We start from the raw sequence: 25,548 nt of genomic DNA, 5'->3' as shown, positions 1-25,548 counted from the left end.
AATAAAACCCGTTGTACAAGCCCGCTTCGAGAACTTGTTCTTGGCGGGTTTTTTTGCATTTTAAAAATGGGGGATTGGATGGTTATTCCATCAACACTGTGGCTTGCCTTAGATTATTTTACGTACTTCTTCTCATACGGTATCTTTTTACCTTTTTGGTCAATATGGCTAAAAGGAGAGGGTGTCGATCCTGCAATGATAGGTCTGTTATTAGGTGTAGGTTTAACTGCACGTTTTGTCGGTAGCCTCATTTTAACACCCGCAGTAAAAGATCCATCAAAACTTATCACAGCATTACGACTATTCGCCTTTCTCTCATTACTCTTTACTGTTGCATTTATGATGGGTAGCCATTGGGCATGGTTATTCTTTGTAATGACTGGATTTAACGTATTCTTTTCACCTATGGTGCCTTTAGGGGATTCCTTAGCTGGAACTTGGCAAAAACAGTTTCCTTTTGATTATGGAAAAATCCGCGTTTGGGGCTCTATTGCTTTTATCATTAGTTCATCATTGTTGGGGATTTTAATTGATGTTTTTGGGCATCCCATCATTCTTTATGGGTTGATTGCCAGTACCCTTGCATTATTCCTTACATCGATGCTTCGTCCTAAAATCATGCCTCAAGGTAAGGTGAAAAAAACAGAACACAGTAATGTGTCTTTTATGAAACTCATTTCTGATGGGCCTGTTTGGCGCTTTTTGTTATGTGTCTCTCTACTACAAGGTGCGCATGCTGCTTATTATGGTTTTAGCGCACTTTATTGGGAAAAAGCAGGGTACGACACTGCAACAATTGGCTACCTTTGGTCATTAGGTGTGATATCTGAAGTCATCGTTTTTATGCTTAGCCACCGTTTATTCCGTCGGTGGGGGGCAAGGGATCTACTATTACTTTCTGCTTTTGCAGGACTTTTACGTTGGGGATTAATGGGGAGTTTTACCGCATTACCCGCGCTTATTGTTGTTCAAATCTTACATAGTGGTACGTTTACAGTGTGTCATTTGGCTGCAATGCGTTTTATTAGCGCCCGACAAGAACACGAAATTATTCGTCTGCAAGCTGTGTATTCCGCCTTAGCAATGGGGGGTAGTATTGCTATTATGACGATTATATCGGGTTGGCTATATGAAAAACTCCCAAATCAAGAATCGTTTATATTCTGGTTAATGGCAGCATTAACGATCCCTGCGATGTTTATTAGGCCTAAAGTACAGCCTCAAAATACCTAATTTCTTTATTTCATAAAAATTAAGATCTGTAATATCTCTTGATATTGCAGATTTTTTTCTTTTCTTATTTAAAAAGCGCATTTTTTGATCAAAAGAATAATTGACCATTCTAATTATTAGGTTTAGATTTAATTCATTCAAATGAATGAATGTGAAAAAGGGTATTATTATGAACAATAAATCGGTGATCCCAGCCAGTTTTTCTTTACAAGAAAGAGACAGACGCTGGCAATTAGCTAGAGATATTATGAAAGATAATCAGTTAGATACATTGATTATTTATGGTGATAGAGAATCTGCTGCACCTGCACCATTTTGTATTGACCACTATTTTACAAATGATCGACTAGGATCAGTTGTTATTTTTCATGAAGATAAAAAGCCATTAATAATTACTTTTGCACCAATGATGATCGCTGATCATATGCAGGCAAAATTACGTGGTGATTTGCAGTGGATTGATGAAGATAATCTCGTTGTGGGAAAAACAGGGCGCAGTATTGCTCAATTTCTGAAAGAAATGGGAGTACAACAAAATGCGCATATCGGTGTTATTGGTTTAGAGCCTTATCCTCCATTCTATTTTGATGGTGCAATGCCATTTAATACTCTAAACGGTATTAAAGATGCATTTCCTTATGCAAAATTTAGCTGTGTCTATCGTGATTTCTTTAAACGAGCATCAGTTAAAAGTGAAGAAGAACTGACTCACGTAAGATATGCTGCCGCTATTGGGGAAGCAATGAGTGAAGCAATGAGAGTCACAACCAGACCTGGAGCGACAGAAGCTGATCTTGCAGCTGCTATTACTGCAACTTGCTTATCTAGAGGTGGATTCACGGCTGAAATTCTAATGGGATCAGGTTCTGAATATATTGGTTGGGGACCTCCAGCTTGGCAATATCGTTCACAAGCACCTCGTGAAATTCAAACCGGTGATATTGTGTTATCAGAAATTTTTGCTTTATATGGAATGTATGAAACACAACATCAGGCTGCTGTTGCAGTAGGTAAAATTCACGAAAACTTAGAAAAAGCCGCTTTGGTTGCTCGTGAATGTTATGAAATAGGAGTTGAACATTTAAAGGCAGGAGTTACTTTTGGTGAAGTAGTTGATTTAATGGAAAAACCATTATTAAAATCAGGGGGATGGCATGTTCATCCACTTATCCATAGCATCAATCCATACGGACCTATTGGGTTTGGTACAGCTCCAGGTATCGAATCATTACCATTAGCGAGTCGTTATAAACAAATTGAACGATTGCCAAATCCGGGACGAGAGCTTGTATTACAAGAAGGCATGACGTTTGCGTTTGAACCTAACTGTGGCTTTGGTCATCACTTATGTAACTTAGGTGGTACGGTTGTTGTTGGTAAAAGTAAAGGGATTGAGTTAAATTCAAACTCAACACAATTAATGCGTGCTGATTTATAAGCCAAATATAAAATAGTTAACAAATAATGAAAAACACCAGTAAAACCGCGATAAGTACAGAACAGACTCAAGAAAAGTTAGTTCAAGAAGGGATTAAGCTTTTTGCACTACATGGAATTAGTGGGTTGAGAACGCGACAACTTGCGCAGGATGCTGGTGTTAATCAGTCAGCAATTCCTTATCATTTTGGTGGAAAGCTCGGTGTTTATACCGCTGTTATTCAATTTATTGCGACTGAATTAGCTTCAGAAATTCATTTTGACCATTTTGATAATAAGCTTCAGCGTATATTAAAAGAAGATAAACCTAATCGTGAATTATTTGCTGAGTTAATTCCTTTATTAATGACGGGACTAACGCGTGCGTTATTAGCACCAGAACGCCATTATTATAGTCAATTAATTTTACGGGAACAGTTAGAACCGACTGAAAATTATGAATTAATTTATCATAATCTCATAGAGCCTTTTCATATAAGACTTTCTCATCTTATTGAATTAATAGATAAAGATTGCAATAAATTAACCACTACTATTCGTGCTCATGCGGTAATTGGGCAAATACTAGGATTTGTGATAGCCCGAAAAGCATTTTTATTACGTATTGATAAGCAAGAAATGACATCACAATTACTAGACAAAATAGCATTAGAAATCAGCAGGTTATCAGTAAATTCACTATTAATATAATGCGAAACAGAGAGGTAAGAAAAAAGGCCATTACATTTTACAATGATGGCCTTTTTCTTTATATTTTTGTCGTTATTTGTACTGACAAATTAACGTTTTAATGCATCTGTTAGTTCGCTACGAATTTCAGCTAATAATGCTCTAACGACACGAGGGTTACCCGCAACAATATTACCTGTTTGGAGATAACCATGGTTACCTGTAAAGTCAGAAACGATAGCTCCTGCTTCACGAGCAATTAACTCACCGCCTAAGAAATCCCAAGGTTTTAAGCCAATTTCAAAGAAACCATCAACACGGCCAGCAGCGACATAAGCTAAATCTAATGCTGCTGAACCAGTACGACGAAAATCAGCACAAGGAACAAATAGTTTACCTAACATGTTCATATAAGCAGCTGAATGTTGTTTGCTTTTGAATGGGAAACCAGTTGCAAGAACAGCACCATCTAAATCACGGGCATTAGAGCCACGCAGACGATAACCATTTAATTGAGCGCCTTGACCACGAACAGCTGAGAATAATTCGTTACGCATAGGATCATAAACAACAGCCACTTCAGTACGGCCTTTAATGCGCACAGCGATAGAAACAGAGAAGTGTGGAAGACGTTTAATGAAGTTAGTCGTGCCATCAAGTGGATCAATAACCCATTGTATGTCGTGATCTTCACCGAGTAACTCGCCACTTTCTTCCGTAATAATGGTGTGTTTTGGATAAGACTTACGGATGATTTCAATGATTGCTTGTTCTGCGTCACGGTCAACATTAGTGACAAAATCATTGGTACCTTTCTGATTAGTTTCTACAGATTCAGGATTTTCGTAATTTTTGGCGATTAAATTACCAGCCTTACGTGCGGCACGTATGGCAATATTCAGCATCGGATGCATGGTTATCTTCCACAAGATGTTAAAGAACGGGGATAAAAAACGTGCGAGAGTATAACAGGCATTCGTGTTTCTGGCTACATTTGTGATAAAATAGATGGATCACAAAGCAATTAACAAGAAATCAATGTTAGAAAATATTCGCATCATCCTTGTAGAGACCTCACATACAGGCAATATGGGCTCTACTGCTCGTGCTATGAAAACCATGGGATTAACCAACCTTTATTTTGTTAATCCGAAAGAAAAACCAGATTCACATTCTATTGCCCTATCTGCAGGTGCAAGTGATGTTATTGGCAATGCACACATTGTTAATAGCATCGATGAAGCGATTGAAGGTTGTGGTTTAGTGATTGGGACGAGCGCCCGTAGTCGCACACTTTCTTGGCCCATGCTTGCCCCCCGTGAATGTGGTGAGCGTTGTGTTATGGAAGCTAAAAATAAGCCAGTTGCGGTAATCTTTGGTCGTGAACGCACAGGTTTAACCAATGAAGAATTACAAAAATGTGATTTTCATTTGTATGTTCCGACTAACCCAGAATATGGTTCTTTAAATTTAGCGATGGCAGTTCAGCTTGTTTGTTATGAAATTCGTATGGCAGCACTTGCCCAAGAAGAAAAACAAGAGGAAAATACCCCATCAGAGATTGATTATCCACCAGCAGATGATATTGAACGTTTTTATGTTCACTTAGAGCAGGTGCTTAATGAATCAGGCTTTATTCGTCCTAAACATCCAGGGCAAGTGATGAGCCGTTTACGCCGTCTATTTACACGCGCACGCCCAGAAACACAAGAGCTTCATATCTTACGTGGTATTCTAACGTCAGTTGAGAAATGGGCTAAAAAATAGAGGGCAAAGTTGATTAACTTAAGTCAACTTTGGGCTGAGTATAATACTTGACTAAAACACTCGGATAAATAGTTGACTAAATTACTCGGGAATGACACAATTTGATTATTGTTCACCACGGAGTATTTGTTATGAGACTGACATCAAAAGGGCGTTACGCAGTTACTGCAATGCTTGATGTTGCATTGCATTCACAGCAAGGTCCTGTTCCCCTCGCCGATATTTCAGAGCGTCAAGGGATTTCCCTTTCTTATCTTGAGCAACTTTTTTCGCGTTTACGCAAAAATGAATTAGTTGCAAGTGTTCGTGGCCCTGGTGGCGGCTATTTATTAGGCCGTGACGCTGGGCAAATTTTTGTTGCTCAAGTTATTTCTGCGGTTGATGAATCTGTCGATGCTACCCGTTGTCAGGGTAACAAAGAAGGTTGTCAAGGTGGCGATCGTTGCCTGACTCATACTTTGTGGCGTGATTTAAGTGATCGTATAACCAGTTTCCTAAGCAGTATCAGCCTTGAAGAGTTAGTGAATAACGAAGAGGTTATGGATGTCGCCGATCGTCAAGACAATGAAAAACGCCATGCTATCAATGGTCGTTTACAAGAAACCATTGTTAATATGCGAGTTTAACGGCGATCTCTAGGTAGGCAAAAACAAAATTATTAAAGAAGATCCGTCGTCTTTGGAGTTAGTGAGCAATGAAATTACCCATTTATCTAGATTATTCAGCAACCACTCCTGTTGATCCACGAGTTGCTGAAAAAATGATGCAATGCCTAACTATTGATGGCATTTTTGGTAACCCAGCCTCTCGTTCACACCGTTTTGGCTGGCAAGCAGAAGAAGCTATTGATATTGCACGTAATCAGATTGCTGATTTAATTGGTGCTGATCCTCGTGAAATTGTATTCACATCAGGTGCAACTGAAGCTGATAACCTCGCACTAAAAGGTGTTGCTAACTTTTACCAGAAAAAAGGTAAGCACATCATCACTTCAAAAACTGAGCATAAAGCGATTTTAGATACTTGTCGCCAACTTGAGCGTGAAGGTTTTGAAGTCACTTATTTAGCACCAAAAAGTGATGGTCTGATTGACCTCAAAGAGCTTGAAGAAGCAATGCGTGAAGATACTATTTTAGTTTCTATCATGCATGTAAATAACGAAATTGGTGTTGTTCAAGATATTGCTGCTATCGGTGAATTATGCCGTAGCAAAGGGATTATTTACCACGTAGATGCAACGCAAAGCGTTGGTAAGTTACCTATTGATCTCTCTAAGTTAAAAGTTGATTTACTTTCTCTTTCTGCGCATAAAGTATACGGCCCTATGGGGATCGGTGCGCTTTATGTTCGCCGTAAACCACGTATTCGTTTAGAAGCACAAATGCATGGTGGTGGACATGAGCGGGGTATGCGTTCAGGTACATTAGCCGTTCACCAAATTGTAGGTATGGGCGAAGCTTACCGTATTTTGAAAGAAGAAATGGCTGATGAAACTAAACGATTAAACGAATTACGTTTACGTTTATGGAATGGCATTAAAGATATTGAAGAAGTTTATATCAACGGTTCTTTAGAACACACTGCGCCAAATATTCTTAATGTAAGTTTCAACTATGTTGAAGGCGAATCATTAATGATGGCACTGAAAGATCTTGCTGTTTCTTCAGGTTCAGCCTGTACTTCAGCAAGTTTAGAACCTTCTTATGTACTGCGTGCTTTAGGGTTAACAGATGAACTCGCACACAGTTCTATTCGCTTTTCTCTGGGGCGTTTCACAACAGAAGAAGAAATAGATTATGCAATTAAACAAATCCACAGTGCTATTGGTCGCCTACGTGATCTTTCGCCTCTTTGGGATATGCATAAGCAAGGTGTTGATATCAACAGTATCGAATGGTCTCACCATTAATCAGACGTTTTCAGGAGTTAAATCATGGCTTATAGCGATAAAGTAATTGATCATTATGAAAACCCTCGTAACGTGGGCTCATTTGATAACAACGACCCTTCTGTAGGAAGTGGTATGGTAGGCGCCCCCGCTTGTGGCGACGTCATGAAACTGCAAATCAAAGTTGATGATAACGGCGTAATTGAAGATGCGCGTTTTAAAACTTATGGTTGTGGTTCAGCGATTGCATCAAGTTCACTGGTTACAGAATGGATGAAAGGCAAAACATTAGATGAAGCCGAGTCCATCAAGAACACCGCAATTGCAGAAGAATTAGAATTGCCACCAGTGAAAATTCACTGTTCGATTCTTGCAGAAGATGCAATAAAAGCAGCGATTGCAGACTATAAAAGCAAACGCCAAGGCAAGTAATTGTCTTTTATAATAAAAAAATAAAATATTGGCGGATGCTGAAACTTTTTTTCAGTATCCGCTTTCGTTCTTTATGAGTGAGGTGTGCCATGTCAATTTCCCTTACAGAATCCGCCGCTAATCGTGTTCGCTCTTTCCTGTCTAATCGTGGTAAAGGTGAAGGTTTGCGTTTAGGCGTAAGAACATCCGGTTGTTCTGGAATGGCTTATGTTCTTGAATTTGCTGATGTCATCAATGACGAAGATACTGTTTTTGAAGACAAAGGTGTGAAAGTTATCATTGATGGTAAAAGCATGGTCTATTTAGATGGAACTGAGCTTGATTTCGTCAAAGAAGGATTAAACGAAGGCTTTAAATTTAACAACCCCAATGTATCCAATGAGTGTGGTTGTGGTGAAAGCTTCACCGTGTAATTTGTGTTAAAACACGGTATTAACGTTAATTAATCCAAGAGTAGATGTATGGACTATTTCACACTATTAGGTATGCCTAATCATTTTGATATTGATAAACAGCAACTTGCTACACGTTATCAAGATATGCAACGTCAGTATCACCCAGATCGCTTTGCTGGTAAATCTGACAAAGAACAGGTTCAAGCTATCTCGTTTGCTTCAACTATCAATCAGGCTTATCAGACCTTAAAAAATCCACTCTCTAGAGCTGAATATATGCTCTCATTGCACGGTATCGATATTGCCAATGAGCAACAAACGATGCACGATACTGCATTTTTAATGGAGCAACTCTCATTACGTGAAGAGTTGGATAACATTGAGCACAGTGCTGATGCCGAAAGTTTGTTAGCTGATTTTTCTGCGCGTTTAGAAAAAATGTACACTGTACGCCATGACGAAATGGTTAAAACGCTAGATAGCCAAACTTGGGATATTGCTGCTGATAATGTAAGAAAATTACGTTTTCTTGCAAAATTAAAAGAGCAAGTAGAGCAACTTGAAGAACGCTTGTTTGATGGTTTTTAAGGGAAACTGTTATGTCATTATTACAAATTAGTGAACCAGGTCAAACGCCTGCACCGCATCAGCGCAGACTTGCAGCGGGTATTGATTTAGGAACGACACACTCATTAGTTGCCACTGTACGTAGTGGGCAAGCCGAAGCGCTTTCAGACAACGAAGGTCGCTATTTATTGCCATCTGTTGTGCAGTATCAAGTTGATAATATCAACGTTGGTTGGAATGCTAAAAAAGAAGCAGAAAAAGATCCTGCTAACACGATAAGTTCAATTAAAAGAATGGTGGGTCGCTCACTAAGTGATGTGACAAGCCGTTATCCAAATCTTCCTTATCATTTCCATGAAAATGACAATGGTTTGCCGTTAATTAAAACAGCAGCGGGAATTGTCGATCCTATTCAAGTTTCTTCTGACATCTTAAAAACATTGGCAGATCGTGCAACGCAATCATTAGGTGGTGAACTTGATGGTGTTGTAGTCACTGTGCCAGCTTATTTTGATGATGCTCAACGCCAAGGTACAAAAGAAGCTGCTCGTCGTGCTGGTTTGCATGTTTTACGTTTATTAAACGAACCAACAGCCGCTGCTATTGCTTATGGTTTAGATTCAGGAAAAGAGGGCACCATTGTTGTTTATGACTTAGGTGGTGGTACTTTTGATATTTCTGTTTTACGTTTAAGCAAAGGTGTTTTTGAAGTCTTGGCAACCGGTGGTGATACCGCTTTAGGTGGCGATGATTTTGATATGATATTGGCGGACTGGATAAGAGAACGCGCAGGATTTGGTCATCAAAAAGATGCGATATTACAACGCCAACTGCTGGATGTAGCATCAGAAACTAAAATTGCATTAAGTGATAATGATGTTGCTGATATCAGTGTTAATGGCTGGAAAGGTGAAATTACTCGTGCTGAGTTTGAATCATTAATTCAATCATTAGTGAAGCGCACTCTATTATCTGTTCGTCGTGCCTTAAAAGATGCCGATGTTGAAGTTGATGAAGTTCTAGAAGTGGTTATGGTTGGCGGTTCAACACGTGTGCCATTAGTTCGTCAAATGGTTGGCGACTATTTTAAACGTGAACCACTGACGTCTATCGATCCTGATAAAGTCGTGGCTATTGGCGCTTCAATTCAAGCTGATATTTTAGTGGGTAATAAACCGGATAGTGAAATGCTATTGTTAGATGTTATTCCACTTTCTCTTGGTCTTGAAACGATGGGCGGATTAGTTGAGAAAGTGATCCCACGCAATACCACGATCCCTGTTGCCAGAGCACAAGAATTTACGACATTCAAAGATGGTCAAACGGCAATGAGCGTTCATGTTGTTCAAGGTGAGCGTGAATTGGTTAGTGATTGTCGTTCTCTTGCACGTTTTACATTACGAGGTATTCCACCGATGGCCGCAGGTGGTGCTCATATTCGCGTGACCTTCCAAGTTGATGCTGATGGATTACTGAGTGTTAGTGCTATGGAAAAATCAACGGGTGTTGAAGCCTCAGTACAAGTTAAACCCTCTTATGGTCTTAGTGATACTGAAATCGCTAAGATGATCCAATCTTCGATGGAAAATGCCCAAGAAGATTTACAAGCTCGTCGCCTAGCCGAGCAAAAGGTCGAAGCAGCACGCGTGTTAGAAAGTTTAACTGCGGCATTAGAAGAAGATGCTCATCTGCTAAATGAAGATGAGAAAACCGCTATCGACAACGTTGTAAATACCTTAATAGAGAGCGTTGAAGGAACAGATCCTGTTGCCATTGAAAACGCGATTAAACTACTGGATAAGCAAACTCAGGATTTTGCAGCGCGTCGAATGGATTCATCTATTCGTCAAGCGTTGGCAGGCCATTCTGTGGATGAGATATAACTATGCCTAAAATTGTATTTTTACCCCATAGCACACTGTGCCCTGAAGGTGCTGTTGTTGACGCAACAGAAGGTGAGTCTATTCTAGATGTTGCCTTACGCAACGGTATCGAGATTGAACATGCTTGTGAAATGTCTTGTGCATGTACAACTTGTCACTGTGTAGTGCGTGAAGGTTTTGATTCACTGGAAGAGAGCTCTGAGCTTGAAGACGACATGTTAGATAAAGCATGGGGTTTAGAGCCTGAAAGTCGCTTAAGTTGCCAAGCTAAAGTGACTGACGAAGATTTAGTCGTTGAGATCCCTAAATATTCGATTAACCATGCAAGAGAGCACTAATTTTAGGAGCCAAGTATGAAATGGAGTGATACTCGTGAAATAGGGGAAGCATTATTTGATCTATACCCTGACACTGATCCTAAAACTGTGCGCTTTACAGATATGCATCAGTGGATCTGTAATTTAGACGATTTTAATGACGATCCACAAAAATCAAATGAAAAAATTCTTGAAGCCATTTTGCTTGTTTGGCTTGATGAATTTGAATAATTGATTGTACCACAAATCGAAAGACTGGCTAATTGCTGGTCTTTTTGCATTATGGCGTTCTGCATTGAATAGGTTAATCACGTTAGAAATAACTCCAAATAGGGATGCCTTGAGTTTTTGTTATAAGAGATATCTCGAAGAATACAATGCAAGCACTTAATATCAAATGATGATGATAGTGGTCTCTGGATTTTTGCAGTAAATTGATCATGCTAAAAGGTAAATATCTGGTAGTCTGAATAGGTTAACTGTCACCAGTAATAATAGAGAGATAATAAATGAATAAACAAATTATGCCTATCATGCTGTCTAATGAACCAGCAGCAGCGTGTTGGGGTGAAAAAGCACTAATTAGCACTAGTGAAACCGGCATGACAATCCACTTAACGGAAGAAAACCGTTTAGGCGCTATTCAGCGTGGTGGACGTAAAGTAGATAGCCAAGGTATTCGTAATGTTGCTCTTGTTGGTGAAGGCTGGGATATAGAGCGTAGCTGGGCTTTTTGGTTAGGTTTTAGAGCACCTAAAGGCGCCCGTTCTATCGAATGGCCACAATTAAGCGAAGCGGATAAACACGAATTAGAATCACGTATTCGTATCGTTGATTGGGTTAGAGACACAATTAATACCCCAGCTGAAGAATTAGGCCCAGAGCAACTGGCACAACGCACGGTTGATCTTTTCTGCGGTCTTGATAAAGAAGATATCAGCTATAAGATCACTAAAGGCGCCGATCTGCGCGATCAAAACTATGCCGGCATTTATACTGTAGGCCGTGGTTCTTCTCGTGACCCTGTCTATTTAGCATTAGATTTTAATCCGACTCAAGATAGCAATGCACCTGTATTTGCATGTCTAGTAGGTAAAGGTATTACTTTCGATTCAGGTGGTTATAGCATCAAACCTTCATCATCTATGAATTCAATGAAAGCGGATATGGGAGGCGCTGCAACATTAGCGGGTGCTTTAGCATTAGCAATTACTCGTGGTTTAAATAAACGTGTGAAACTACTGCTGTGTATCGCAGATAACATGGTTAGCGGTAATGCCTTTAAGCTGGGTGATATCATTCGTTACCGTAATGGTAAATCAGTCGAAATCATGAATACAGATGCGGAAGGTCGTTTAGTACTAGCTGATGGCTTAATTGATGCAAGTAATATTGCCCCAGAACTGATCATTGATGCAGCAACACTAACAGGTGCAGCTAAAGTTGCTGTGGGTAATGACTATCATTCGGTATTAAGTTTCGATGATAAATTAGTGGCTGAATTACTAACAAGTGCTGAACAAGAAAATGAGTTGTTCTGGCGTTTACCATTAGCTGATTTCCACCGTAGCCAATTGCCTTCAAGCTTTGCTGATCTAAATAATATTGCAGCTCCTTCGCATACTGCGGGAGCAAGTACAGCAGCCGCTTTCTTATCGCACTTTGTCACTAATTATAAAAAAGGTTGGGTACATATCGACTGTTCAGCAACTTACAGAAAATCCTCTGTAGAACAATGGGCTGCCGGTGCGACAGGTTATGGTGTGCGTTCTATCGCAAATCTGTTATTAGCAAAAGCAAAATAATAAACGTTATTGGATTTGGAGTTTGCAATGGGTGTATCTGAACAATTTGAGACACAAGAAATTGTTTCTGTTGAAGGTTCTTCTTTGACGTTAAGTGTTTTAGAACCACAACCTGAAAAATTGACAACCGCACTTAGCGAGTTTTTTGGTGAACATAAACCAATCCGCCGTGCCTTTATTGTTAATGCTCAGGAGCAAGATAATGAAGAGGAATTTTATCTTATCGGTTTAGAGATAACTGGTGAAGAAGATGTGATTGCGCAGATACTCCCACAAGCGGCTGAATCGGCTTTTGAATATTTAGAAGAAGGGCAATCCTTAGATTTTTGTTTTGTGAATAAAGAGGAAAAAGGTGTGAGCCATTTTATGATCCACCACGTATCACCTTTTTATCAACGCAAACTTGGGGGGTTCTTAAGAAAAGGGATCCCGATAGTGAATTTGGATAGTTAATTCAGTGCCCTTTAAATTTAGGCGATATCTCATCAGATATCGCTTTTTTTTATCCTATAATAGAAAATTGACTAATTTAGCAAATAGTTTGCATTTTTATATAACACATTGTTTTGTTAGATCTTTATTTTTGATGCAAAAATAGGGTTGTTTTTCACTGTAAAGAATTTAGTTATATTCGATAAAATATAGTCAATATTGTTAATTTTTATCTTATTAGAACAAAGAAAAATCTATATTATCTCTGCCCGGCCTGCATAAAACATCGCATTATTCAGGGGTTGAATTTAAAGGAAATGGATATGAATCAAAACCAATTTAAACAATATACAGAAAAGAGAGGCTATCGTTGGAGCTCGCTTGCTGTTGTATTGGCGTCTGCGTTGGCACTGAGTGGGTGTGATGACAAAGCTGATGAAAGCTCGTCATCAACAGACAAAGCGCAAAACGTACAAACAACTGAGCAAAAAAACACAGCTCAAAATACACCAGATACTGCCACTCAAACTAGCGAAAAATCAGCAGTTACAACAAAAACGAATAATGAAACTGCATTAAAAAGTAAAGAAGTTCGTGATGAGTTGGCTATGCGTTTTGCAGGAAAAGATATCACTGTGTTAGATGCATCAGAACTGCAACGTGATGGTGCAAGTACTATGGTGGTGACTTTCTCTGTCCCACTTGATCCAGACCAAAAGTTTGATAACGTTATTCATCTTGTTGATACCAAAAAGGGAAAACTGGAAGGTGCGTGGGAATTATCAGACAACTTGATGGAGTTGCGTTTTCGTCATTTACCACCATCAACAGAATTAAATTTGACCATTGATGAAAAAATTAAAGGTATTAATGAGCGTACATTAACAACGCCTTTTAGTCAGAAGTTAACCACAGAAGAAATTTTCCCTTCAGTTGGATTTACTAGTAAAGGATCGTTATTACCATTTGATGCTGCCGAAGGCTTACCTATTATTGCCTTGAATGTGGATCAAGTGGATGTGAACTTTTTCCGTGTAAAAGACGAGCAGTTAGCTCAATTCTTAACGCAATGGGAAAGTCGTTCTAACATTAACTATTGGGAATCTGATGAATTTTTATCTCAAGCTGATTTGGTTTATACCGGTCGTTTTGAGTTAAATACAGAAAAAAATACCCGTGAAAACGTATTATTACCGCTAAAATCAATAGATGCTCTGAAAAAAGAAGGTGCTTATATTGCTGTAATGCAACAAGCTGGTAAATACTCTTATACGGTACCTGCTACGGTATTCACTTTTAGTGATATCGGATTATCGATGCACAGTTACCTTGATTCGTTAGATGTTTTCACCCAATCACTTAAAAATGGTTCTGCGTTAAGTAAAGTAGAAATCCGCTTATTAGATGAAAAAGGCGGTTTGATCTCCAAAGCGCAAACAGATAGCCAAGGACATGCCACACTTGAGAAAAGTGATAAAGCGCGTTTATTAATGGCTATTCGTGATGGTCAAACTAGTATGATTGATTTGCGTAAACCTGCGCTTGATCTTTCTGAGTTTGATATCGGAGGCCCTCAAGGTTATAGCAAACAGTTTTTTGCTTTTGGTCCTCGTGATCTTTATCGCCCAGGTGAAACTTTAATTGTTAATGCATTACTGCGCGATGGCGACGGTAATCCAATTAAAGAGCAACCCGTTAAAGTGGATTTACTTAAAACAGATGGCCAAGTATCACGTAGTTTTGTATGGCAACCTGAAAATGGGCTTTACCAGTTAAAATTAGCTATTCCTGCTGATGAAAATACTGGTACACGTACTTTGCGTTTTGATATCGGTGATGGAACGCCTCGGTTCTATGAATTTCAGGTTGAAGACTTTATGCCAGAGAGAATGGCGTTAGTCATCACGGGTAAAAAAGGTATTCTACTTAGTGGTAATGATGCTTATTTTGATCTTGAAGGTCGTTACCTTTATGGCGCACCAGCGGCCGATAATCGCTTACAAGGACAAGTCTTCTTAAAAGCCTCTCGTGAAGCGGTCAGTAAATTACCAGGCTATGAATTTGGTGCCGTAAAAGATGAAAACTTCAACCGTTTACTGGATGAGTTTGAGCTTAATTTAGACTCTGATGGACAAGGTGAGTTAAGTATTGACAGTGATCGCTATGCTGAACTGAAATCACCAATTAATATTATTTTACAAGCAAGCTTACTTGAAGCGGGTGGACGTCCGGTTACTCGTCGTTATCAACAAGCTGTTTGGCCTGCCACTCATCTTGCTGGTATTCGTCCAGTTTTCCCTAAAAAAGAAGTTTATGACTACCGTACAGACAAATATAAATCAGGTTATAGCGTTGATGAAAACTCAATGGCTGAATTTGAAATTGTCTATACAGATCAAGATGGTAAAAAACTACCAGCTAACGATCTTAAAGTGAAGTTTATCTATGAGCGCCATGATTATTATTGGCGTTGGTCTAGTTCTAATGGCTGGGAATCAGGCTATAACGAAAAAGATCTGCAAATGGATGAACAAACCATCAAAATATCGAAAGACGGTACAGCAAAAGTAGCCTTCCCTGTTGAATGGGGATCTTACCGCATTGAAGTGGTCGATCCTAAAACAGAATTAGTTAGTAGCTTACGGTTCTGGGCAGGTTATTCTTGGATGGATAATACAGGTGGAACAGGTGCTGTAAGACCTGACCAAGTTAAACTTAAACTGGATAAAGAAGGTTATTTGCCGGGCGAGAAAGTGAAGTTAAACATTGTTGCACCTCATCCGGGTAAAGGCTATGTCTTATTAGAATCAAGCAATGGGCCTTTATGGTGGCAAGAAATTGATGTGCCAGAAAAAGGACTCGATGTTGAAGTGCCTATTAATAAAGAATGGGCAAGACACGATCTCTATCTAACATCTGTTGTCGTAAGACCCGGTGATACTTCAAAACAAGCGACTGTAAAACGAGCTGTTGGTATTTTGCATTTACCATTACAGGATAAAAACCGTCGTATTGATATTTCACTTGATGCGCCTGAAAAAATTCGCCCAAATCAAGATTTAAAAATCCGCATTAAAGCGAATCCAGTTGCGGGTCAACCATTACCTGAAAATATTAATGTCCTAGTTTCTGCAGTGGATACGGGTGTATTAAATATTACAGAGTACAAAACGCCCGATCCTTATGATGCCTTCTTTGGTCGTAAACGTTATAGCATCGATCAATATGATGTTTATGGACAATTAATTGAAGGGCAAGGTCGTTTAGCGAATCTGCGCTTCGGTGGTGATGGTGGTGAAGCCGCTGCTCTATCTCGTGGTGGTAAAAAACCATTAACTGATGTGCAAATCATTGCTCAACAAACAGCCCCTGTAAAATTAAATGCCCAAGGTGAAGGGGAAGTTTCTTTACCTATTCCTGAATTTAATGGCGAAGTTCGTTTAATGGCGCAAGCTTGGACGGCTGATAAATTTGGTAGTCAAGAAGGTAAAGTGGTTATTGCGGCCCCTTTAGTGACTCAACTTTCATTACCTCGATTTATGGCAGGTGGTGATAATGCATTATTGTCTTTAGATTTAACCAATCTAACGGATGACGCACAATCTATTACATTAAATTACACCGCTTCTGGCTTGGTGGGATTAGGTGGTGCAGAAAGTAAAACGGTATCGCTGACAAAAGGTGAACGTACTCAAGTTCAAATACCCGTAAAAGCGAAACATGGTTTTGGTCAAGGCGAATTCTCACTGTCTATTTATGGTATTAAAGTGCCTGGTGAAGAAATTAAGCCTTACCACAACACATGGAATATAGGTGTTCGTCCTGCTTATCCAGCAGAAACACTTCATTATGCAAGTACGTTACAAGATGGAGAGACGTGGCGTTTGCCAACAGATGTTTTAAATCGTTTTAATAATTCAACGCTTGAAGGTGAGTTATTACTGACAAGCCGTCCTCCATTACAGATTGCACGTTATGTAAGAGAGTTATTTGCTTACCCTTATGGTTGCTTAGAACAAACCGTCAGTGGGCTTTATCCTTCTTTGTATTCAACAGAAAAAGAGTTGAAGCAATTAGGAATAAAAACGCAAACTGATGCTGATAGAAAAGTAGCGATTGAAAAAGGTATTGCCCACCTGCTGACAATGCAAAAAGCAGAGGGAGGATTCTCTTTATGGAGCCAAGATGGACGTGAAGAGTATTGGTTAACAGCCTATGCCACTGACTTTTTATTCCGCGCTTCACAACAAGGTTATGCGGTTCCTGCGGATCCATTAAAACGAGCCAATGATCGTTTATTACGTTATTTACAAGATAAAAGCTTAGTTAACTATGAATATGCGGTTAACCAAGATGCAGCCCGCTTCTCTGCCAGAGCATATGCAGCACTTGTATTAGCGAATCAGCAAAAAGCACCTTTAGGTGAATTGCGTCGTCTTTATCTTGAGCGAAACGATGCCGGTAGTGGTTTGGCGTTAGTTCAATTAGGCATTGCGTTAAAACTGATGGGTGATAACAGTCGAGCAGAAGGTTTAATTGCAGAAGGTGTGACAACAACTCGTAAATATAATTATGGGTTAGGTGACTATGGTAGTGTTATTCGTGACCAAGCATTAATTATTGCTTTATTAAGTGAAAATAATCTTGAAACACAATCTCGTGATGCAAGTGTGATTACGTTATCAGATAACTTAACGAGTCGTGAATGGTTCTCAACACAAGAAAGCAACTCTCTGTATCTTGCAGGTCGCTTCTTTATTAACATGGATGAGCAGCCTTGGGAAGTCGCTGTAAATCGCCAAGTTCCCGCAATCAGTAGCGATCGTGCGGTGAATGAAACATTAACATCAATGCAATTACAAGCAGGGCTGGAACTAAACAACCGTGGTGGCGCTGCGATTTATTCTCGCATGAATATCGTAGGCTATCCGAAAGTGGCTCCAGCGCCTTATAGTAATGTGTTAAATGTTCATCGTAGTTACTACGACTTGAAAGGAAATCGCGTTCATCCAAATCGCTTACAAAGTGGTGAAATGCTGGTGGTGAAACTAGACGTTTCAGCAGATAGAGATGTACCTGATGCTTTGGTTGTTGATTTATTACCTGCGGGTCTTGAAATTGAAAACCAAAACTTAGCATCAAGCAGTGCAAGCTTGAGTGATAGTGCGGCAGACTTGCAAGAGTTTATCGATGATATGGGGCAAGCGAATATTAAGCACCTTGAATATCGTGATGATCGCTTTGTCGCAGCGGTTTCTGTAGACCGATATCGTCCGACAACATTACTCTATTTAGCAAGAGCAGTTACACCGGGTAGCTATCAAGTACCACCTCCACAAGTTGAATCAATGTATGTGCCTTATTGGCGAGCAATAGGTTCAACAGAAACCAAGATTGATATTGTTCCTTAAATCTTGTAGCCCTTTCTTCGGAAAGGGCTTTTTCCTTTGAGTGATTGAATGAAACTAGGATATAAACGGCTTATTGCTGTTATCATTATTTTTCTGTTTGTAACTCCCATTTTAGTCTGGATCGCAGACAAAATTTGGCCTCTTCCTGATCCTGAACCTCAAATAGCTACTATTGTCACGGCGCAAGATGGCACACCTCTTTGGCGCTTTGCTGATAAAGAGGGCGTGTGGCGTTATCATGTAAAACTTGCAGATGTCTCTCCTGAATATTTAGATGCTCTCATCACCTATGAAGATCGTTGGTTTTATCAACATCCTGGTGTTAATCCAATGGCAATATTGCGAGCCGCATGGCAAGACTTAAGCTCAGGAAGGATTGTCTCAGGGGGAAGTACGTTATCAATGCAAGTGGCTCGCTTGATTGATCCCCATTCTCGAACTTTGGGCGGAAAAATCAAACAGCTTTGGCGTACCTTGCAATTAGAATGGTATTACTCAAAAGATGAAATTCTTGAGATTTACCTCAATAGAGCACCCTTTGGTGGCACTTTAGAAGGTATTGGTGCAGCAAGTTGGGCTTATTTAGGCAAATCGCCCGCTGATTTGTCTGCGGGTGAATCAACATTAATGGCGGTATTACCACAAGCACCAAGTCGCTTACGGCCTGATAGATATCCTGAACGAGCTCAAGCAGCTCGTGATAAAGTGCTAGATAGGCTGGCTGAATATCAGATATGGCCACAAGAAAAAATTGATGAAATAAAAGAAGAACAGGTTTTATTAGCACCAAGACAAACGCCACAATTAGCACCATTGCTCGCTCGCCGTATGTATAACGAAAAACGAGAGCCTGTTATTACAACAACGATTGATATTAATATTCAACGACAACTCGAAGATATTGCAAATCAATGGAAATATCAGCTAGCAGATAAAACATCCTTAGCCATCTTAGTTGTTGATCATACGGATATGAGTGTGAAAGGGTATGTTGGCTCTGCGGATTTTAATGACAATTCACGCTTTGGTCATGTCGATATGATTAGTGCATGGCGCTCGCCAGGTTCAACATTAAAACCTTTTATTTATGCACTTGCATTAGATGAAGGGCTTATTCATGCGGAATCACTTTTACAAGATGTACCTCGCCGATTTGATAATTATCGCCCCGGTAATTTTGACTCTGGTTTTAATGGCCCAGTCAGTGCCAGCGAAGCTTTAAGTCGTTCTTTAAATCTACCCGCAGTACAACTTATTGAAGTGTATGGCGCCAAGAAATTTGCAGCAAAACTACGGCATAATCATCTTGAAATGCGCTTTCCTTATGGTTCAGAACCTAATTTAGCCTTGATTTTAGGGGGAACAGCAACACGCATGGATGAACTTGTTTCCGCCTTTAGTGCGCTGGCAAGACAAGGAAAAACAGCACCTTTACGTTTCAAACCGGAACAGATAATCGAAAATCGGGTATTAATGTCACCGGGCTCTGCGTGGATCACAAGGCGTATTTTGGCAGGAGAAGCTAGACCTCGTCCAGATAGTGCAATTTCGCCCGTTGTTCCTTTAGCTTGGAAAACTGGTACCAGTTATGGCTATCGAGATGCATGGTCTATTGGAGTGAATGCACGTTATACCATTGGAGTTTGGGTGGGGAGGCCTGATGGCACACCAGTTGCAGGACAATTTGGTTTTGCGACAGCTGTACCTATTATGAATCAGGTTAATAACCTATTAACTGGTTATTTCTATCAAAATAAACAGCGACCACCAACAGATCTACGCCCTAGTAGTGTAACCGCTGCAACCATTTGTTGGCCAACGGGTAAGGCATTACCAAAAGAAGATAGCAATTGTAGAGTCAGTCGTCGAAGCTGGATCTTAGATAACACCATTCCACCAACTTTATTAAATGATGGTCAAGAAGGTATTTTGGGGATCAACGAAAAAATTTGGTTAGATAATGAAGGTAAACGCACTGGGCCTAATTGCCCTAATGTAGAGTTAAAAGATATTGCCTTATGGCCGATAGCATTAGAAGCATGGCTACCCGAAAAAGAGCGTAGAGCAAGGCGTTTACCACCTGTATCTCAAACATGTCCACCTATTAAAGAAGACATTATTCCCTTGTTTATCTCGGGTATTCGTGCGGGTGATTTACTAAGACCATTACCTGGTGAAACTAATCTCGAAATAACAGTTTCTACGCAAGGTGGGAGTGGTATGCAATGGTGGTTTTTAAATGGTGAACAAATAGGAAAGACTGAAAATGGTGAAACGTTCTCTTATTTATTAGAGAAACGAGGTAAATACCAATTATCGGTGCTTGATCTAAGTGGTCAAACGAATATGGTTAATTTTATATTCCGTTAAACTGAAACGAAGAGATAAATGAGAACCGAGTGATTTTTAACTAAAATACGCTTTTTAATAAACATAAAAGGGTTATTAATAGCATTTCATTACGGTTCTTTTTTATTCTCATTTTTCAGTTTGAACATGGAAAACGTTAAAAATGTGATTAGATCGATAATTTATAACTTTTTTGCCACAGTTTTTTAAAAAAAAAGCTATTCAATCTGTGCAATTCATTTTTATCCTCCTATAATCGAGCCCTTATTTTTTGCAGGGAATGCGGTTTTTGATTCGTTTTTCCATGATCTGCGATAAAAGAGATAACAAAAGTTATCATTAATAAAATAATTTAGAGGTAAGACATGGCTATTCAGCGCACATTTTCTATTATCAAACCAAACGCAGTGAAAAAAAATGTTATCGGTGCTATCTATCACCGTTTTGAAAGCGCGGGCTTTAGCATCATTGGTGCTAAAATGTTGCATTTAACTCGCGAACAAGCTGAAGGCTTTTATGAAGAGCACAAAGGCCGTCCATTCTTTGATGGCTTAGTTGAATTTATGACTTCTGGCCCAATTATGGTTCAAGTGTTAGAAGGTGAAAATGCGATCCAACGTCACCGTGATTTGATGGGCGCAACTAATCCAGACAACGCATTAGCAGGCACATTACGTGCTGATTATGCTGACAGCTTTACCGAAAATGCGGTACACGGTTCAGATTCAGAAGCTTCTGCTGCTCGCGAAATCGCCTACTTCTTCACTGAAAACGAAGTTTGCGCACGCTAATTTATTAGCATCTCTACGCGAAAAACAGTACAATGCGACGCCCTGTTTGATTATTAACAGGGCGTTTTTTATTATTGTTTAATTATACAAATATATAAGTATCCCATTAGCATCAATGCTAATGCAGGCCGCATAGTGTAACAACGAGGCAATGTCATGACCCAATCTACCACCCCAGCGCCAAGCGCTTCTGTCGCTGTTTCTAAAGAAAATACTGTGAATCAAAAAACTAAAATTAATCTGTTGGATTTAAATCGTAAACAGATGCGAGAGCTTTTTGTCTCTATGGGCGAAAAACCTTTCCGTGCTGACCAAATTATGAAGTGGATGTATCACTACTGTTATGACGATTTTGATCAAATGACAGATATCAATAAGGTGTTACGCAATAAATTAAAAGAAATTGCTGAAATTAAAGCACCTGAAGTTTCTGAAGAACAACGTTCAACTGATGGCACGATTAAATGGGCAATTAAAGTTGGTGATCAACAAGTCGAAACTGTGTATATCCCAGAAGATGATCGTGCAACATTATGTGTTTCCTCACAAGTTGGTTGCGCCTTAGAGTGTAAATTCTGTTCAACTGCACAGCAAGGTTTTAACCGTAACCTAAAAGTATCTGAAATCATTGGACAAGTGTGGCGTGCTGCTAAAATTATTGGCTCATTAAAAGAGACAGGCCGTCGTCCTATTACGAACGTTGTTATGATGGGAATGGGTGAGCCATTACTGAATTTAAACAATGTTATTCCAGCACTTGAAATCATGATGGATGATTTTGGTTTTGGTTTATCTAAACGTCGTGTCACCGTATCTACATCAGGTGTTGTACCTGCATTAGATAAATTAGGTGATGCCGTTGATGTAGCTTTAGCTATTTCATTACATGCACCAACCGATGACATTCGTGATGAAATCGTACCAATTAACAAGAAATATAATATTGAAATGTTTCTTGAGGGTGTTCGACGTTATATTGCTAAATCAAATGCGAATCAAGGGCGTGTTACTATTGAATATGTCATGCTTGATCACATAAATGATAGCACAGAGCAAGCTCACCAATTAGCCGAGCTTTTAAAAGATACGCCATGTAAAATTAACTTAATTCCATGGAACCCGTTCCCAGGGGCACCATATGGACGTAGCTCTAATAGCCGTATTGATCGTTTCTCTAAAGTATTAATGGAGTATGGTTTTACGACAATTGTACGCAAAACGCGTGGTGATGATATTGATGCGGCATGTGGACAATTAGCCGGTGATGTTATTGACCGCACAAAACGTACGCTGAAAAAACGCCAACAAGGTGAACTAATTTCAGTAAAAGCAGTCTGATACAGTTGGATGTCTCTTTCTTTGTGAAGTGTATTACATAATTACAAAGTAGGGAGTACAAGGATGAATATATTTAAGGAATATGACGATGATAAGGATATCATCAGTAATTATAACTATTGGCTTGATGTTATTGACATTAGGTTGTCAATCATCAGCCAATCAAGAACGTGTTGCAGTATCGACACGTTTACAATTAGGTGATGCTTATTTAGCTGAAAGACAATACCAAGCCGCACAATATCATTTCCAAAAAGTGTTATCGGTGATGCCAAATCACCCTGATGCTAATTTAGGAATGGCGTTAACATCGCAGTTATTGGGGAATTCTATTCAAGCGTTAGATTATTACAAATTAGCGATGAAGTCGAAGCCAGTAAATGTTAATGTATTAAGGCTTTATGGTAATTTCCTTTGTGAACAAAAACTATTAAACAATAATAGTGTGTCAATTGAGGATATACCGCCAGATTATTTGGTCTGTCAGCAAAGTTTTCATGAAATATCAAAAAATTCGCGGTGATACGCTAAGGTACTTTGTGCTTTTGCGAGTTCATCAATGTTAAACATCCAATAGCCACAGTGCCTAGATTGCTAATGAATACTGAAAACAAAACCGAAGAAGTGAAATTAACAGCAGGTCAACTTTTACGTCAGGCACGAGAAAAAGTAGGGCTAACACAACAAACTGTTGCTGATCGACTTTGTTTGAAGTTATCGACAGTTCGCGAAATTGAAACAGATTCCGTTTCTTCTGATATTGCACCAACCTTCTTACGCGGATATATGCGTTCTTACGCCAAATTAGTTGGCGTTCCTGAAAAAGACATCCTTGGTTTTATCGATCAACAAGCGCCTGTTAAACAAATTAGAATGACAACCACACAAAATTACTCATTAGGTAAACGTCACAAAAAACGTGAGGGTTGGCTGATGAAAATCACATGGGTGATTGTTATTGTAATGGTCGCACTCGTTGGTGTTTGGTGGTGGCAAGGTCATCAGGCGGATCAACAAGAATTAGTCTCTATGGCATCACAAGACATAGGGCAAAATAGTACACAAGAAAACACCAATCCGGTAGATTCTTTAGATAATACGTCAACATCTGAAGGTGATAATTTACAAGTACCTGCATCGTCATTAGTCGATACTCAGGGGAGTAATGTTGCTACGTCACCAACAATTGAAACGACAACACCTGCACCAACAGAAGTCAGAACAGTTCCATTACCGGTATCTCCGTTAACAACATCGACAACTTCTCGTGCAAATTCAACACAAGAATCAACATCATCACAAGCGCCTGCGATCGCAAATCAATTAGTGTTAATGTTTGATGGTGAGTGTTGGTTAGAAATTCGTAATGCTCAAAATAAAGTTTTATTTAATGGTATTAAGAAAGCGGGTGATCGTTTGGAATTTGATGGTGAGCAACCTTATAAACTAAAAATAGGCGCACCTTCTGTTACTCGCTTACAGTTTAATGGTGAATCAATTGATTTAAGTCGTTTTACTGGAAAAATAGCAAAAATAACAGTACCGAGCGCTTAATCTGACTACACATTTGAGCAAGCATGGAAGCATGGGAGAATTAATCAATGCATAAAGAATCACCTATTATTCGTCGCAAATCGACTCGAATTTATGTAGGTAATGTTCCTGTTGGCGATGGTGCACCTATCGCTGTACAGTCGATGACGAATACACGAACAACAGACGTAGAAGCGACTGTTCGCCAGATAAAATCTCTGGAACGTGTTGGGGTGGATATTGTTCGTGTTTCTGTACCTACAATGGATGCAGCCGAAGCATTCAAATTAATTAAGCAACAAGTTAATGTGCCTTTAGTGGCTGATATCCATTTTGACTATCGTATTGCATTAAAAGTCGCCGAATATGGCGTTGATTGCTTGCGTATCAACCCAGGTAATATCGGTAGTGAAGAACGTATTCGTCAAGTTGTTGACTGTGCTCGTCATTATAATATTCCTATTCGTATTGGTGTAAATGGTGGCTCGCTTGAAAAAGACATTCAAGAGAAATATGGAGAGCCTACACCTGAAGCATTAGTTGAGTCAGCAATGCGTCATGTCGATATTCTCGATCGACTGAACTTTGAACAATTTAAAGTTAGCGTAAAAGCCTCTGATGTTTTCCTTGCAGTTGATTCTTATCGCTTATTAGCGAAAAAAATTGATCAACCTTTACATCTTGGGATCACCGAAGCTGGTGGCGCAAGAGCAGGATCAGTTAAATCGGCTATTGGCTTAGGGATCTTATTATCAGAAGGTATTGGCGACACATTAAGAATTTCATTAGCGGCTGATCCTGTTGAAGAGGTTAAAGTCGGTTTTGATATTCTAAAATCATTACGTATTCGTTCTCGCGGGATTAACTTTATTGCTTGTCCGACATGTTCCCGTCAAGAATTTGATGTTATTGGAACGGTTAATGAATTAGAACAACGTCTTGAAGATATTATCACTCCAATGGATGTCTCTATTATTGGCTGTGTCGTTAATGGCCCTGGTGAAGCAGAGGTATCAACTTTAGGTGTTACTGGTGCTAAAACACGCAGTGGTTTTTATGAAGACGGTGTAAGGCAAAAAGAACGTCTTGATAATGGTAATATGATTGATTTATTAGAAGCGAAGATCCGTGCTAAAGCGTCAATGCTTGATGACAGCATGCGTATAAATATAAATCAATTGGATAAATAACACTCAAAAAACTGGCTCATTAATCAATGAGCCAGTTTTACTATTGATTTCACATTGAATACTGATTGATATCGCTTCTATAATCAGCTTAACAATCAACTAATAACTATT

The 25,548-nt window shown here is 39.4% G+C and carries 22 protein-coding genes; 21 read left to right on the top strand and 1 reads right to left on the bottom strand.

What is annotated here, in order from left to right:
* Positions 1-78 precede the first annotated feature (78 nt).
* The 3 genes from JEP40_RS11565 (at position 79) to JEP40_RS11555 (ending at position 3,360) form a co-directional block, all read left to right on the top strand.
* Positions 79-1,233, top strand: a complete 1,155-nt coding sequence (locus JEP40_RS11565; protein WP_198623666.1) for a 3-phenylpropionate MFS transporter — start codon at positions 79-81, stop codon at positions 1,231-1,233.
* A 169-nt stretch (positions 1,234-1,402) separates the two neighbouring features.
* On the top strand, positions 1,403-2,671 hold the full coding sequence (locus JEP40_RS11560; RefSeq protein ID WP_198623665.1) for a M24 family metallopeptidase: 1,269 nt from the start codon (positions 1,403-1,405) through the stop codon (positions 2,669-2,671).
* A gap of 26 nt (positions 2,672-2,697) precedes the next feature.
* Entirely contained in the window at positions 2,698-3,360 is a 663-nt protein-coding gene (locus tag JEP40_RS11555; protein WP_198623664.1) for a CerR family C-terminal domain-containing protein, read from the top strand.
* A gap of 89 nt (positions 3,361-3,449) precedes the next feature.
* On the opposite strand, the gene suhB is transcribed toward JEP40_RS11555, so the two are convergent.
* Positions 3,450-4,253 (bottom strand): inositol-1-monophosphatase, encoded by an 804-nt coding sequence (suhB, locus tag JEP40_RS11550; protein ID WP_023581619.1) that lies wholly within the window; start codon positions 4,251-4,253, stop codon positions 3,450-3,452.
* A 124-nt stretch (positions 4,254-4,377) separates the two neighbouring features.
* On the opposite strand from suhB, the gene trmJ reads away from it, so the two are divergent.
* The 18 genes from trmJ (at position 4,378) to ispG (ending at position 25,437) form a co-directional block, all read left to right on the top strand.
* Positions 4,378-5,106: a tRNA (cytosine(32)/uridine(32)-2'-O)-methyltransferase TrmJ gene (gene trmJ, locus JEP40_RS11545; protein WP_072068756.1), complete on the top strand. Its 729-nt coding sequence runs from the start codon at positions 4,378-4,380 to the stop codon at positions 5,104-5,106.
* A gap of 131 nt (positions 5,107-5,237) precedes the next feature.
* Complete coding sequence (gene iscR / locus JEP40_RS11540; protein WP_006533450.1) at positions 5,238-5,732, top strand: Fe-S cluster assembly transcriptional regulator IscR; 495 nt, start codon at positions 5,238-5,240, stop codon at positions 5,730-5,732.
* 68 nt (positions 5,733-5,800) lie between these two features.
* On the top strand, positions 5,801-7,015 hold the full coding sequence (locus JEP40_RS11535; RefSeq protein ID WP_072068700.1) for an IscS subfamily cysteine desulfurase: 1,215 nt from the start codon (positions 5,801-5,803) through the stop codon (positions 7,013-7,015).
* Between the two features lie 24 nt (positions 7,016-7,039).
* Positions 7,040-7,426 (top strand): Fe-S cluster assembly scaffold IscU, encoded by a 387-nt coding sequence (gene iscU / locus JEP40_RS11530; protein WP_036935393.1) that lies wholly within the window; start codon positions 7,040-7,042, stop codon positions 7,424-7,426.
* Between the two features lie 89 nt (positions 7,427-7,515).
* Positions 7,516-7,839 carry an iron-sulfur cluster assembly protein IscA gene (gene iscA / locus JEP40_RS11525; protein WP_036935396.1) on the top strand — a complete coding sequence of 108 codons (324 nt, stop codon included), beginning with the start codon at positions 7,516-7,518 and terminating at the stop codon, positions 7,837-7,839.
* Positions 7,840-7,887: 48 nt separating this feature from the next.
* The gene (hscB, locus tag JEP40_RS11520; protein WP_198623663.1) at positions 7,888-8,409 is read left to right on the top strand and encodes a co-chaperone HscB; all 522 of its coding nucleotides are present in this window, start codon (positions 7,888-7,890) and stop codon (positions 8,407-8,409) included.
* An 11-nt stretch (positions 8,410-8,420) separates the two neighbouring features.
* A complete protein-coding gene (gene hscA, locus JEP40_RS11515) occupies positions 8,421-10,271 on the top strand; it encodes a Fe-S protein assembly chaperone HscA (RefSeq protein ID WP_198623662.1) in 1,851 nt (616 codons plus the stop codon).
* 2 nt (positions 10,272-10,273) lie between these two features.
* Entirely contained in the window at positions 10,274-10,609 is a 336-nt protein-coding gene (gene fdx, locus JEP40_RS11510) for an ISC system 2Fe-2S type ferredoxin (RefSeq protein ID WP_006533442.1), read from the top strand.
* A gap of 15 nt (positions 10,610-10,624) precedes the next feature.
* A complete protein-coding gene (gene iscX, locus JEP40_RS11505; protein ID WP_198623661.1) occupies positions 10,625-10,819 on the top strand; it encodes a Fe-S cluster assembly protein IscX in 195 nt (64 codons plus the stop codon).
* Positions 10,820-11,097: 278 nt separating this feature from the next.
* Positions 11,098-12,393, top strand: coding sequence for an aminopeptidase PepB (gene pepB, locus JEP40_RS11500; protein ID WP_198623660.1), 1,296 nt, complete (start codon positions 11,098-11,100; stop codon positions 12,391-12,393).
* 27 nt (positions 12,394-12,420) lie between these two features.
* Positions 12,421-12,846, top strand: a complete 426-nt coding sequence (locus JEP40_RS11495; protein ID WP_198623659.1) for an enhanced serine sensitivity protein SseB C-terminal domain-containing protein — start codon at positions 12,421-12,423, stop codon at positions 12,844-12,846.
* Between the two features lie 296 nt (positions 12,847-13,142).
* Positions 13,143-18,236: an alpha-2-macroglobulin family protein gene (locus JEP40_RS11490; protein WP_198623658.1), complete on the top strand. Its 5,094-nt coding sequence runs from the start codon at positions 13,143-13,145 to the stop codon at positions 18,234-18,236.
* Between the two features lie 48 nt (positions 18,237-18,284).
* Positions 18,285-20,606, top strand: coding sequence for a peptidoglycan glycosyltransferase PbpC (pbpC, locus tag JEP40_RS11485; RefSeq protein ID WP_198623657.1), 2,322 nt, complete (start codon positions 18,285-18,287; stop codon positions 20,604-20,606).
* Positions 20,607-20,950: 344 nt separating this feature from the next.
* Positions 20,951-21,376, top strand: a complete 426-nt coding sequence (gene ndk / locus JEP40_RS11480) for a nucleoside-diphosphate kinase (RefSeq protein WP_023581630.1) — start codon at positions 20,951-20,953, stop codon at positions 21,374-21,376.
* A gap of 156 nt (positions 21,377-21,532) precedes the next feature.
* The gene (locus JEP40_RS11475; RefSeq protein WP_109407318.1) at positions 21,533-22,714 is read left to right on the top strand and encodes a bifunctional tRNA (adenosine(37)-C2)-methyltransferase TrmG/ribosomal RNA large subunit methyltransferase RlmN; all 1,182 of its coding nucleotides are present in this window, start codon (positions 21,533-21,535) and stop codon (positions 22,712-22,714) included.
* Positions 22,715-22,802: 88 nt separating this feature from the next.
* On the top strand, positions 22,803-23,237 hold the full coding sequence (locus tag JEP40_RS11470; RefSeq protein ID WP_198623656.1) for a hypothetical protein: 435 nt from the start codon (positions 22,803-22,805) through the stop codon (positions 23,235-23,237).
* Positions 23,238-23,311: 74 nt separating this feature from the next.
* The gene (gene rodZ, locus JEP40_RS11465; RefSeq protein WP_198623655.1) at positions 23,312-24,268 is read left to right on the top strand and encodes a cytoskeleton protein RodZ; all 957 of its coding nucleotides are present in this window, start codon (positions 23,312-23,314) and stop codon (positions 24,266-24,268) included.
* 47 nt (positions 24,269-24,315) lie between these two features.
* Positions 24,316-25,437: a flavodoxin-dependent (E)-4-hydroxy-3-methylbut-2-enyl-diphosphate synthase gene (gene ispG, locus JEP40_RS11460; protein ID WP_198623654.1), complete on the top strand. Its 1,122-nt coding sequence runs from the start codon at positions 24,316-24,318 to the stop codon at positions 25,435-25,437.
* Positions 25,438-25,548: the final 111 nt, after the last annotated feature.

The organism is Proteus vulgaris (assembly GCF_016239305.1).
Lineage (GTDB): Bacteria > Pseudomonadota > Gammaproteobacteria > Enterobacterales > Enterobacteriaceae > Proteus > Proteus vulgaris_C.
Note: the sequence above shows the minus strand (reverse complement) of the source record. Positions and strands in the feature narration are given on the sequence as shown.